Annotated in this window: 8 protein-coding genes; 3 read left to right on the top strand and 5 right to left on the bottom strand. The window is 36.6% G+C overall.

The window, feature by feature from the left end:
• Positions 1 to 142: 142 nt before the first annotated feature.
• Positions 143 to 3,628: a DNA polymerase III subunit alpha gene (gene dnaE / locus RHO14_00325; protein ID WVD71269.1), complete on the bottom strand. Its 3,486-nt coding sequence runs from the start codon at positions 3,626 to 3,628 to the stop codon at positions 143 to 145.
• 212 nt (positions 3,629 to 3,840) lie between these two features.
• On the opposite strand from dnaE, the gene RHO14_00330 reads away from it, so the two are divergent.
• Positions 3,841 to 4,200, top strand: a complete 360-nt coding sequence (locus tag RHO14_00330; protein ID WVD71270.1) for a helix-turn-helix transcriptional regulator — start codon at positions 3,841 to 3,843, stop codon at positions 4,198 to 4,200.
• Between the two features lie 131 nt (positions 4,201 to 4,331).
• On the opposite strand, the gene RHO14_00335 is transcribed toward RHO14_00330, so the two are convergent.
• The 3 genes from RHO14_00335 to RHO14_00345 form a co-directional block, all read right to left on the bottom strand.
• Positions 4,332 to 5,699 carry an L-serine ammonia-lyase gene (locus RHO14_00335; protein WVD71271.1) on the bottom strand — a complete coding sequence of 456 codons (1,368 nt, stop codon included), beginning with the start codon at positions 5,697 to 5,699 and terminating at the stop codon, positions 4,332 to 4,334.
• 139 nt (positions 5,700 to 5,838) lie between these two features.
• Complete coding sequence (locus RHO14_00340; protein WVD71272.1) at positions 5,839 to 7,173, bottom strand: serine/threonine transporter; 1,335 nt, start codon at positions 7,171 to 7,173, stop codon at positions 5,839 to 5,841.
• Between the two features lie 305 nt (positions 7,174 to 7,478).
• Positions 7,479 to 8,522, bottom strand: coding sequence for a methylated-DNA--[protein]-cysteine S-methyltransferase (locus RHO14_00345; GenBank protein WVD71273.1), 1,044 nt, complete (start codon positions 8,520 to 8,522; stop codon positions 7,479 to 7,481).
• 203 nt (positions 8,523 to 8,725) lie between these two features.
• On the opposite strand from RHO14_00345, the gene proS reads away from it, so the two are divergent.
• The gene (gene proS, locus RHO14_00350; GenBank protein ID WVD71274.1) at positions 8,726 to 10,441 is read left to right on the top strand and encodes a proline--tRNA ligase; all 1,716 of its coding nucleotides are present in this window, start codon (positions 8,726 to 8,728) and stop codon (positions 10,439 to 10,441) included.
• Positions 10,442 to 10,538: 97 nt separating this feature from the next.
• Here proS and RHO14_00355 read toward each other — a convergent pair whose 3' ends face one another.
• Complete coding sequence (locus RHO14_00355) at positions 10,539 to 12,935, bottom strand: heavy metal translocating P-type ATPase (protein WVD71275.1); 2,397 nt, start codon at positions 12,933 to 12,935, stop codon at positions 10,539 to 10,541.
• A 444-nt stretch (positions 12,936 to 13,379) separates the two neighbouring features.
• On the opposite strand from RHO14_00355, the gene rpsB reads away from it, so the two are divergent.
• Positions 13,380 to 14,117, top strand: a complete 738-nt coding sequence (rpsB, locus tag RHO14_00360; protein ID WVD71276.1) for a 30S ribosomal protein S2 — start codon at positions 13,380 to 13,382, stop codon at positions 14,115 to 14,117.
• Positions 14,118 to 14,125 lie beyond the last annotated feature (8 nt).

A 14,125-nucleotide genomic window follows, 5' to 3' on the forward strand; every position in this document is an offset into this window, starting at 1 on the left:
TCTGTGATTGTTCAACAATTGAAAACAATTATCTAGTTAAAAAATTTAATTTACATAATAGCAAACTAAACTTATATAGTAATTTACTAATTTTACTATGTATTTGGGATAAAGCGCTACAAATTTCCGACTTTATCGAAAACTAATCAAATTCGAGTTCAATTCGATCATTACCTAATAAGCTTTTTAAGCTAATTAATAAATCATCATTAGGTGTAATTCGCCAAGTTACGCCAAATTCAATTTTTACTCTAGCCTCGTCGGTTTGATAATAAATATGAACAGGAACACTTCCATTGCGATAGGGTTCAAACGACTTTTGTAGTTGTTGCAAAAATGGGCGATTAATCTCTGCTTCTTGTAAAGATATACTAAGCCCTTTTACATACTTTTCTCTGGCCTGACTTAAATCAATAATGTCTCGACCCGATACTTTAAAACCACCATTAAAATCATCTATACTAACTTGCCCTGAAACAATTAATATTTTATCTTGGACAATTAAATGTTCAAATCGATCTAAAGATTCACCAAAAAGCATTACCTCAATGCGCCCAGAGCGGTCATCTAGCGTAAATAAACCGATACGATTGCCTTTCTTTGTCAAGCGAACTCGCGCAGAAACAACTAACCCAGCAAAAGTAGCAGTTTTTCCCCAGCCAGTTGGGCTTGCTTCACTAATGCGAGTTCCATTAGTATATCTTGTGAGTTCTTTCAAATATTGCGTGACAGGGTGCCCGGTTAGGTATAATCCTAGCGCCTCTCTCTCGCCATCTAAAATAACCTGTTCAGGTAATTCTGGCACATTACCATAGGCATATTCGACTTGTTCTGGTTCTTCGGCCAAAACACCAAACATATCTTCTTGACCGATATCTCGCGCTTTTGTATGTTGATCAGCCGCTTGTATCGCATCATTAATACTATGTAAAATAGCTGCGCGGTGCGGGCCAAGTTTATCAAAAGCACCAGCCATTGTCAGTTTTTCTAATACTCGGCGATTAAGCTTTTTAATATCAGTTTTTGCGCACAGCTCAAAAATATTTTTAAAGAAGCCATTTTTACCTTGTTCATTACGAGCTTCAACAATTGCTTCAATTGGGCCTTCGCCAACACCTTTAATTGCACCAATACCATAAACAATCTCGCCTTTTTCATTGACGTGAAAATGATATAAGCCACTATTAATATCGGGTGGATTAACTTTAATTCCCATACGTAAGCATTCATCAACCAAACCGACGATTTTATCGGTATTATCCATATCAGCGGTCATTACAGCGGCCATAAACTCAGCTGGGAAGTGTGTTTTTAGCCATAATGTTTGATAGGAAACAAGTGCATAAGCCGCGGAGTGAGATTTGTTAAAACCATAACCTGCAAATTTCTCAACGAGATCGAAAATTTTCATCGACAATTCGCCATTAATTCCACATCGCTCTGCTCCATCTTTAAAAACAGAGCGCTGTTTTGCCATCTCTTCAGGTTTCTTTTTACCCATCGCACGACGCAATAAATCGGCGCCACCTAAGGTATAACCCGCTAAAGTTTGTGCAATTTGCATAACTTGTTCTTGATAAAGAATAATACCATAAGTCGGTTCTAAGATTGGCTTGAGCGACTCATGCTGATATTGACTATCGGGGTAAGAAACTTCTTCTCGGCCATGCTTTCGATCAATAAAGTTGTCAACCATACCTGATTGTAAAGGTCCAGGCCTAAACAAAGCAACCAAAGCAATCATATCTTCAAAGCAGTCAGGCTTTAACCGCCGGACAAGATCTTTCATACCACGAGATTCTAGTTGGAATACCGCGGTAGTTTCAGCTCGAAGTAACAACTCAAATGCTAAAGGATCATCAAGAGGAATACGGTTAATATCAACAATCTCTTTACCTTCACTTTGCATTCTCACATTAATCATACCCAAAGCCCAATCGATGATGGTTAATGTTCTTAGTCCTAAGAAGTCAAATTTAACGAGGCCAGCATATTCAACATCATTTTTATCAAACTGGGTAACGGGATGATGACCTTCCGAGTCACAATAAATCGGTGAAAAATCAGTGATTTTTGTTGGCGAAATAACGACGCCACCGGCATGCTTACCTGCATTACGCGTTACGCCTTCTAGCTGGCGTGCAATATCAATTAAGCCTTTAACATCTTCATTATTATCATAAAGCTCTTGTAACTGAGGCTCAACCTCAAATGCTTTGGCAAGCGTCATTCCTGGATCTAAGGGTATTAATTTAGAGATACGATCAACAAAACCATAAGGATGACCAAGTACCCGTCCTACATCACGAATAACAGCTTTGGCTGCCATGGTTCCAAAGGTAATGATTTGTGATACCGCGTCACGTCCATACATTTCAGCAACATGATCAATGACGAGATCCCGTTTATCCATACAAAAGTCGACATCAAAATCAGGCATTGATACACGTTCTGGATTTAAAAATCGCTCAAAAAGTAAATCAAACTCTAATGGGTCGAGATCGGTAATACTTAATGCATAAGCAACAAGTGAGCCAGCACCTGAGCCTCGCCCTGGTCCAACAGGTACTGAATTATCTTTAGACCATTGGATAAATTCCATAACGATCAAAAAATAACCTGGAAAGCCCATCTGATTAATTACGCCCAGTTCAATATCTAAACGCTCATCGTATTCTACTCGGCGTTTTTGTCTTATTTCAGGATCGGGAAATAAAAAGGCAAGTCGTTCTTCAAGTCCGATTTTAGCTTTATGAACTAAAAAATCCTCAGTCGACATGTTTCCCGTTGGAAACTGTGGTAAAAAATACTCGCCCAAACGGATGGAAACATTGCAACGTTTAGCAATTTCAACGCTATTAGCTAAGGCTTCTGGGATATCAGAAAAAAGCTCACACATTTCGTCTTCACTACGAAAATATTGTTGAGCCGAATATTTTTTTGGTCTTTTAGGATCATCGAGTGTATCACCGTCATGAATCGCTACTCGTATTTCATGAGCTTCAAAATCACTACTTAATAAAAATTTAACATCATTAGTTGCAACAACGGGTAAATCATATTGTTCAGCAAGCTTTATCGCTTGATTAACAAATAACTCTTCATTATCTCGCCCTGTTCGAATTAGCTCTAAATAGAAATAGTTGGCAAAATGATTTTTATAAAATTCAATAGACTCATTAACAATCTGTGGATTATTGCGAATAACACCAATACCAACATCGCTATTATAACTTGCAAGAAGAATTAAACCTGATTTATGCTCAATAAGCCAATTTTTATCAACGACTGGGCCGTCGCCAATATAACCTCGTTGATAGGCTTTTGAAATCAATAACGTTAAGTTTTGATATCCTTCATTATCAGTGGCTAATATAGTAATATCATAAAACGAATCAAGTTCTTCACTATAAATTTTAACATCAGCACCAATAATGGGTTTTACCCCTTTTGATAAAGCGCCACTATAAAATTTCACTAACCCGCATAGGTTTGTAAAATCAGTTATAGCGAGCGCGACCATATTCATTGATGCGGCTTTTTTAACTAAAACGCCTGTTTTAGCTACGCCGTCAATCATTGAATAATCACTATGGACATGCAAATGAATAAACTTGGGTTCAGACATAAAATTAGATATTAAGAATAAATTTTGCTAAATTATAGCATTAATTTATCGCCGACGTTTAAATAATCTTATTGTTGATATTCAAGATCTATTGCATAGATAATAAGCAAAAGGATAAACAATACAGTTAGATAAATTTAGCCTAAAAATAAAGCTATGCTATGATAATTTTATATATGTGAACAACTCCCCAAAATAGAGGCTAATAACTGATGGACGAAAATGCAGATGTTATCGCTATGTTATGTCGCCGAATTAAAATAGCGAGAATTGAAAAAAATTTATCTCAAATAGAGCTAGCAGAGTTAGCTGAGGTTGGCATTGCAACAATTAAGCGCATTGAACTGGGTGAATCGATTACCTTGTTAACCCTGATCTCTGTTTTACGGGGACTTGATGAATTAGATCAACTCAATAATTTACTCGCACATAATGAGCGAAAAGGTAAAATACAAAAAAATTCGCGACAAAGAAAACGCAAAATAAAAAGCCAAGAAGATATACCTGATAAAGAAATTATAAGTAATGACTTTATTACTTCACAGCTAAATAATATGCATTGGAAGTATTAGTTTTACACTATAATGACACCTTACAACAAAAAAATAACGAACATTTATAAATAGCAGTCAGCTTAGCCTGGTCAGATAAAATAAAGGACATTAATATTAATGCCCTTTTTATTCATTAAAATTAGATGAAATTAATCACATCGAATCGTTATCGCAAGCCCTCCTCGAGAGGTTTCACGATACTTTGAATTCATATCCTTACCTGTTTCGTACATTGTTTCAATTACTTTATCGAGAGAAACCTTAGCTAAACTGGTGCGCCTTAATGCCATACGTGTTGCATTAATTGCTTTAACAGCCGCAATTGCATTACGTTCGATACATGGTACTTGAACTTGTCCACCGACAGGGTCACAAGTAAGACCTAAGTTATGCTCCATACCAATTTCAGCAGCCATAAAAACTTGTTCAGGGCTTGCGCCAAGTAACTCAGCTAAGCCTGCTGCGGCCATTGAGCAAGCAACACCGACCTCGCCTTGGCAGCCTACTTCAGCACCAGAAATTGAAGCATTCATTTGGTAAAGCTGGCCAATTGCACCACACGTTAAAAAGAAACGAATATAAATATCTGGCGTTATTGGCGAAACAAACTTGTGATAGTAAGCAAGAATGGCAGGAATGATGCCACATGCACCATTAGTCGGTGCTGTAACAACTCGCCCACCAGCTGCATTTTCTTCACTCGCAGCGAATGCGAACATATTAACCCAATCAATAATAATCATTGGGTCACTAATTATTTTTTCTGAAGACGTTGCTAATTGACGATATAATGAAAAAGCACGGCGCGGCACTTTTAACGGGCCAGGCAATAAGCCTTCAGTATTCATGCCACGTTTAATGCAATCTTCCATTGTTTTACCCACACGAATAAAATAAGCTTCTATTTCATCATAGCTATGAATCGTTAATTCATTTTTCATTACAATACTTGAAATAGATAGTGAATTATCATTACAGTATTCCAATAACTTTTCAGCACTAGAAAAAGGATAAGGAACATCACTGCCAGATTGATCCTCTTTCCCAAAATCTTGTTCAAGTACTATTTTACCTCCGCCTACCGAATAATAAGTTTGTTGTAAAACTAACTTATCACCTTGGTAAGCAGATAACGTCATACCATTTTCATGTAATGGTAAAAACTTCGAATGAAAATTCATACTACTAACAAGTGGAAAATCAACTTCAAATTTTCCATCATAAATAGGTAATCGGCCACTTTTGCTTACTTGATTAATAAAATTAGGAATAGCATCAATTTCAACACTATCAGGCAAATTCCCAGCAAGCCCCATGATAATAGCAATATCTGTTTGGTGACCTTTACCTGTTAATGACAGTGATCCATAAACATCTGCAACAATCTTAGTGACTGACGCCATTACATTATCTTTAATTAAATGATCAATAAAGAGCTTTCCTGCCCGCATTGGCCCAACAGTATGGGAACTGGATGGCCCAATTCCTATTTTAAAAATATCAAATACAGAGCCCATTATTGCCTCCTTACTCCTATTTAGACTCAATAATATGTCGGTCTAAATAAACAAAATTCAAATTACGTTATGATTAATTTTATAGCGCAAATACCGCTACATAAAGCTGTACTTACTGATTACTGCAATTGCATTTAATCTATAAACCTAAATACGCTTGCAAATTACAAATTGCTGTATATATAGATCCAGACACAAGATAAACTGCAGCTGAAATAGCGATTAAACCCATAATAACAATAAAGGTATTACTTAATTTACCTCGATATTTTGCTAAAACAGGTAATTTATGGATCGCATACATTGGCATTAAAAATAATATGATCGCAAGTACAGGGCCACCTAATGACTCAATTAATCCCAGAATACTCGGATTTAACGTTGCAATAATCCAAGCAGTTACAAACATAAAGAGCGCAGCAATATTATCAAGTTTTTTCTGTGTAATGGTTTTACCTTTACTACGTAAAGCCTTATTTACCATACCATTAAAGCCTTCCTTACCGCCAAGGTAATGGCCAAGGAAAGATTTTGCCATAGCAACAAAAGCAATAATTGGGCCAATATACTCAATAACAGGTGAATCAAAACGCTTAGAAAGGTAAGATAAAATTGAAATATTTTGAGCTTTGGCTTCCAATAGTTCAGCTGGCGTTAAGCATAATGCACAGCTAAACACAAAAAACATTACAGTTACAACCATCATAATATTACTGGCGGCAATAATACGTGAACATTTATATTCAACATGTTGTTCTCCGTATTCTTTACGTTTAGCAACAGCTAAGGAAGAAATAATTGGCGAATGGTTAAATGCAAATACCATTACAGGAATAACTAGCCATAATGTCATCCAAATACCTTGACTACCAACAAGCGTACTACCAGACCAAGAAAAATCAGTAAATAAAACGCCATTCCATTCAGGGATAAGAAATAATCCTAAGATCATTAGAACAACGATAAACGGAAAAACCAAAACAGACATGACTTTTATTATTAAATTTTCACCCAAATGAACAATTAACATTAAAGCGCCAACTAAAATAAAAGATAATAGTACTCTAGGTGGTGGCGTCATTGATAATTGATACTGCATAAAATCAATCACCGTATTGGTGATACCAACGCTATAAACTAAAAGAATAGGGTAAATAGCAAAAAAATATAATACAGTTATCCAGTTACCTGCAGTTCGACCAAATGCCTCTTCAACAACGACTGTAATATCACCATCTGAACTTTTTCCGGACAAAACAAAACGGCATAATGCTCGATGGGCAAAAAATGTCATAGGAAACGCTAAAATAAGCATAACTAACAACGGTAATAAGCCACCAGCACCGGCATTAATTGGTAAAAATAATACACCGGCACCAATTGCTGTACCATATAAACTTAGCATCCAGGCGGTATCACTTGCACGCCATTTTGGCATTTTACTATCAGCATTTAATTTTTTTTCATTGTTCACAAAGCATTCCTTTTTAAAAAACATTTTTCATTTTAAAACTGATTAAATCATAACAAAAAAATGACAAAAAAGCAGTGACAAATATCACAAAATAAATATTTTATTGTTATTTTTCAATTAATTGAATAAATCACTTTTGATACCAAAAGTAAAAATTATAAATAAAGTATCAGTAATGATGCGCTATCTTATGCAGGAGAAGTTAAGGTTTCACTTTTGATATATATAGGAGGGAAATAGGGAATTAATTATCGTTAATTATAATAATCCCTTTGCTAATAGAAGTAAACATGGCTTCGTTATTTTTATCTATTCGCTTTTTCTAAATTAAGCAGCCAGTTTTTGCGCCATAATCCACCACCATAACCGGTCAATTTTCCATCAGCACCAATTACTCGATGACAAGGAATAATAATACTTATTTGATTCATACCATTAGCATTAGCGACTGCTCTTACCGCTTTAGGGTTACCAATATAGCTCGCTTGTTCTTGATAAGATCGGGTTGAACCATAAGGGATATCAATTAATGCTTGCCACACCTGTTTTTGAAAATCAGTTCCTTTTGTATCCAACTTGAGAGTAAAATCTTGACGATAACCTGCAAAATACTCATTAAGTTGTAGTTTAGTTTGCTTAATGTGCTGATTCTCGCCACGAATTAAAGTCGCATTATACCGCTTAATTAGATGTTTAAACTCGGTTTCAAGCATGCGACGATCCGTAAACTCAAGTAAGCATAAACCATCATCGGTCGCACCAGCAAACATAGTACCGATGGGCGTTTCAATACGATTTAAATAAATAATGTTTTTATCTTTTGCTTTAGATGGCGATACGCCAAATATGGCTTTGAATGAATCATTAAAGCCACTTAATGACTCAAAACCACTATCGTAAGCCGTATTAATAACCGACTCACCATCTTGAAGCTTTTTTAATGCAATATTAATGCGGTTCATACGTTGAAATGCATGAAAAGTCATTTGATGGTGCTTTAAAAACCAGCGTCTTATGGTATAAGGTTCAAAACCTTTTTGGCGCAAATCTTGATCGGATAATTTTTGATTCGGATTATCTTCCAATAGTACCAATAAGGTTGCGATTTCGGTCGGCGTTTGATCAGGTAAATATTGGGGTTTACAAATTTTACACGGGCGGTAACCACTTAAAATCGCATCATGAGCAGTATTAAAAAACTCGACGTTTTCTTGCTTTGGTTTACGAGCAGTACAAATGCAGCGGCAAAAAATTCCTGTCGTTTTAATTGCCGCATAAAATACTCCATCATAGCTAGGATCTTTATTCAGCAAAGCTTGATACATCTCATTAGCCGCTATATTCATCATTTTTACCTTTAATAATTAGATCAATATGTCTATATTAAGTATTACTGGCGCAACTACCAACCGCAAAATTAACAACTATTTTATCATTTATTCGCTCAAAATTTTACTTACTCAAGAATTTTAAAGATATAGCTCTTTCGAGTTATAAAATTGCCTGCTAAACTAGCATTATTTTGTGCTTTAATCTGGAATTGGAATAAATCATGCGAGCAAGTCAATATCTGCTATCTACCTTAAAAGAAACGCCTGCAGATGCAGAAGTTATTAGCCATCAATTAATGCTTCGTGCAGGAATGATAAGAAAAGTGGCCTCAGGCCTTTATACTTGGTTACCTACTGGTTATCGAGTACTCAAAAAAGTTGAAAACATTGTTCGAGAAGAAATGAACAAAGCGGGCGCAATAGAACTGTTAATGCCCGTCGTTCAACCGGCTGACATTTGGCTAGAAAGTGGTCGTTGGGAGCAATATGGCCCAGAACTTTTACGTATTAAAGATCGTGGCGCTCGTGATTTTGTCCTCGGGCCAACTCATGAAGAGGTGATCACTGATTTATTACGCAATGAAGTCAGTTCTTATAAACAATTACCATTAAACTTTTTCCAAATTCAAACTAAATTCCGTGACGAGGTTCGTCCTCGTTTTGGTGTGATGCGCTCTCGCGAATTTATTATGAAAGATGCTTACTCATTTCATACAACTCAAGAGTCATTGCAAAAAACCTATGATGATATGTATGCCGCTTATAGTGCCATTTTTACTCGTGTAGGGCTTGATTTTAGAGCAGTACAAGCAGATACCGGATCAATTGGAGGTAGCTGGTCACATGAATTCCAAGTACTGGCGGATAGTGGTGAAGATGATGTGATCTTTTCAACTGAGTCTGATTACGCTGCTAATATCGAAAAAGCTGAAGCATTAGCGCCTACAGCTCAAAGAGCTGCGCCGACTAAAACGATGGAACTCATTGATACACCAAATGCAAAAACCATTGAAGAACTCGTTAACCAATTTAATATAGCAGTTGAAAAAACGGTAAAAACACTTATTGTTAAAGCTACCAAAGATAGTGGCCATCAATTTGTTGCTTTGCTAGTGCGCGGAGATCATACTCTGAACGAAGTGAAAGCAGAAAAACTTGAGCTTATTGCTTCACCATTAGAATTTGCCTCAGAACAGGAAATTCTTTCAGCAATAGGTGCAGGTCCTGGTTCACTCGGCCCTGTTAACCTTAAATTACCAGTAATTATTGATCGTGATGTTGCCGTAATGAGTGATTTTAGTGCCGGAGCTAACATTGATGGTAAGCACTATTTCAATATTAATTGGCAACGTGATGTAAGTTTACCAATGATTGCGGATATTCGCAACGTGGTGGAAGGTGATAAAAGTCCTGATGGCAAAGGGACATTATTAATTAAACGTGGTATCGAAGTCGGTCATATTTTCCAACTTGGTACCAAATACTCTAAAGCAATGAATGCAACCGTGCAAGGTGAAGATGGTCAAAATCATGTAATGATTATGGGCTGTTACGGGATCGGTGTAACGCGTATTGTTGCAGCTGCAATTGAGCAGCGTTATGATGATCGTGGCATTATATGGCCAGATGCTATCGCGCCATTTAAAGTTGCGATTATTCCAATGAATATGCATAAGTCAGAGAAAGTACAACAAACTGCAGAAAAGCTCTATACAGAACTACAAGCTAGCGGTATTGACGTATTTTTTGATGATCGTAAAGAGCGCCCTGGCGTGATGTTTGCAGATGCCGAGCTAATTGGGATCCCTCATACTATCGTCATTGGTGAGCGAAATCTTGATAATGGTGAAGTTGAGTACAAATATCGTGCTGACGGAGATAAAAAGATGGTTCGCGCTGATAGTATTATTGATTTTATTAAAAATAAGTGTCAATAAGTAATCAATAAAGTTTGTCTATAATTAGATTGCCAAGCAAACTAATAAAAAGATCATTATAAACCCCTTGATGTTCAATTTACGAAGGGGTTTATTTTTAAGCCTTCGGTTTCCAACGTCTAAGTAATAATGCATTAGTAACAACGCTAACACTGCTTAATGCCATTGCAGCACCAGCTATCATCGGGTTAAGCAAACCAAATGCTGCTAATGGAACACCAATTGCGTTATAAAAAAATGCCCAAAATAAGTTTTGTTTAATTTTACTATAGGTTTTTCTAGAAATATCGATGCTATCAGCAATTAATAAAGGATCACCTCGCATTAAAGTTATCTCTGCGGTATGCATCGCAATATCCGTACCGGTTCCCATAGCAATACCTATATCAGCAACAGCCAGTGCTGGAGCATCATTAATGCCATCTCCAACCATTGCCACTTTACCGTATTTTTCTTGCATTTGATAAATTTTATCTGCTTTATCTTGTGGTAATACTTGTGCCACAATCTCATCAATAGCAAGTTGTTGACCTATATTATTAGCCGCACTTACATTATCACCTGTCAACATAACGGTTTTGACACCGAGCTTATGCAAAGCTTCAATCGCTAATTTTGCTTCTTTTTTAAGAATATCCGAAAAACCAAGCAATGCTAAAACCTTCACTGTACTATCCGTTTTCTGAGCAAGCCATGATAAGGTATAACCTTTATTTTCTAATTTGTTGATAGTGCTTTGCCATTCACTAAAGTCGGCGTTTAATGACATCATCCAGCGAGTACTACCTAAAGCATAATCGTAATTATCTACCGTTGCAGTAATACCTGAACCTACAACATTAGCTAGATTTTGAGCATAACTATATTGTAGATGTAATGAGTTAGCTTTATTTAACACGGCACTAGCTAATGGGTGCTCACTACCTAATTGCATTGATGCCGCAATCGCTAATAACTGATTTTTATCTTGCTTTATTAATGTTTCAAACACAGCCAATTCCGGTTTACCCAGTGTTAACGTACCTGTTTTATCAAATGCGATGGCTTTTATGCTATGCATCGTTTCAAGTGCTAATGCATCTTTAATTAAAATACCATGTCGCGCCGCAATGCCAGTACCGACCATAATCGATGTTGGTGTTGCAAGCCCCAAAGCACAAGGACAAGCAATGACTAAAACTGCGACGGCATTAAGTAGTGCAAGCTGCCAATTACCATTGAAAAAACCCCATACAAGTAATGTAATTAAAGCAGCAAGCAAGATCACAGGCACAAAAATCGCGCTGATACGATCAACGATCCGTTGGATCGGCGCTTTATTAAACTGTGCAGACTCAACCATTTGGATAATTTTAGCTAGCATCGATTCCGCTTGAATTGCCGTCACTTTAACCACCAATAACCCTTCACCATTAATTGCCCCGCCCGTCACAAAATCACCGACTAGCTTAGTAACCGGCAAACTTTCACCTGTGATCATAGATTCATCACTACTCGATGCCCCTTCAATAATTATGCCATCGACCGGAATTCTCTCACCAGGCTTAATGATCACAATATCAGCAAGCTTTACTTGATCAATCGGTAGCTCTTGCTCTTTATTATCACGCCTAACTCTTGCCACATCAGGACGTAATGCACCAAGTGCCTCAATAGCTTTCGTTGTTTGATGTTTTGCTCTTCCCTCCAACCACTTACCAAATAAAATTAAGGTAATAATCACCGCTGAAGATTCAAAGTAAAGGTGTGGCATATGAGCACTATTCCAATTTAAAGCCAACTGATAAAGCGATAATCCATAAGCCGCTGTTGTCCCTATAACAACTAATAGATCCATATTACCTGCAAATGCTTTAACGGCTTTCCAAGCGCTACGATAAAAACGAGCCCCTAAAACAAATTGAACAGGCGTAGCTAAAATTAATTGTGCAAAGCCTGGTAACATCAAATGAAAACCAAAGGGCTCTAGCAACATTGGTAATATAAGTGGCAACGTAAGTAATGCCGCAATAATGACAGGCCATAGTGGTAGCTTTTTAGGTTTAATTGCTTGCGCTTTCTTTTCATCATAAAAAACTGCACTATATCCTGCATCATCAACAGATTGAATTAATAATGCGATATCTAGATTTGAGCCAGTAATAGTTGCTTTTTCCGTTGCTAAATTCACTTGGACCGTTTTAACACCATTTACTTTACTTAAAGCTTTTTCAACTCTATTGACGCAAGAAGCACAGCTCATATCACCAATAGCAAGAATAATTTGTTGCTCGTCATGAGTAGAGGAAATGGTAATAGCACGATACCCGGCATTGTTAAGAGCTTTAATCAGCGTTTCGACATTAATAGTGTGAGAAGTTTCGACCGTTGCTTTTTCGGTTGCTAAATTAATACTTACCGTAACAACACCATCAACTTTACTTAGTATTTTTTCAATTCTACTAACACATGAGGCGCATGACATCCCTTCAACAATAAATCGATATTCTGCCATTTTTAGTTACTCCTAATTTAAAGCATATAATTTGATATTATCATTGGAATTTTTATTCGTATAGATATAAAAATAGATAACAAACTTTTCTTAATTTAAAAATTTTATTAAAATTAATGCATTACGTTTTTCATCTTAAATAATAGCGAATTCACTTCATGTGATCATAATATAACGCCCCGAATGCCAGGAAACATTTTCCACAATAACATCAAGGTATTAATCGTAATTTATGGATTAATACCTTAAATAATTCTGGTTTTTTTATATAAAACATGGTATAAAACGCGCGCATCTTTCTATAATTTGAAAGAGCAAAATAATTTAATTAACGTTATAACACACACATATTAGTACACTTTGCCGGGGTGCTTTGGTTCAAAAGATTAAAGTCGGTTAAAGCGAATATGTGGAGGCATAACCCCAATCTATAATGAGGAAATCATGACTACAGTATCTATGCGCGATATGCTGCAAGCTGGTGTACATTTCGGTCACCAAACCCGCTATTGGAACCCAAAAATGAAACCATTTATTTTTGGTGCTCGTAATAAAGTTCATATTATTAATCTTGAAAAAACAGTTCCTATGTTCAACGAAGCACTAGATGTGCTAAATAAAGTTGCTGCTCGTCGTGGCAAAATTTTATTCGTTGGTACAAAACGAGCTGCAAGCGAAGCGGTTAAACAAGCAGCAGAAAGCTGTGGACAATTTTATGTCAATCACCGTTGGTTAGGTGGTATGTTGACTAACTGGAAAACAGTTCGTCAATCAATTAAACGTTTGAAAGATTTAGAAACACAATCACAAGACGGAACTTTTGATAAATTAACCAAGAAAGAAGCGTTAATGCGTACTCGTGAAATGGCTAAATTAGAAAATAGCCTTGGTGGTATTAAAAATATGGGCGGCCTACCTGATGCAATTTTTGTTATCGGTGCAGATCATGAACATATTGCGATTAAAGAAGCAAACAACTTAGGTATTCCAGTTATTGCTATCGTTGATACTAACTCAAATCCAGACGGCATTGATTATGTTGTTCCTGGTAATGATGATGCGATTCGCGCAATCCAACTATATGCAAATGCAGTAGCAAATGCAGTACGTTCTGGTCGTGAACAAAATCAAGCACCTGTTGCAGAAGCAGCATTTGTTGAAGAACCAGCAGCAGCTGAATAATTTATTAA

The sequence above is a fragment of the Orbaceae bacterium lpD04 genome (assembly GCA_036251935.1).
Classification (GTDB): domain Bacteria; phylum Pseudomonadota; class Gammaproteobacteria; order Enterobacterales; family Orbaceae; genus Orbus; species Orbus wheelerorum.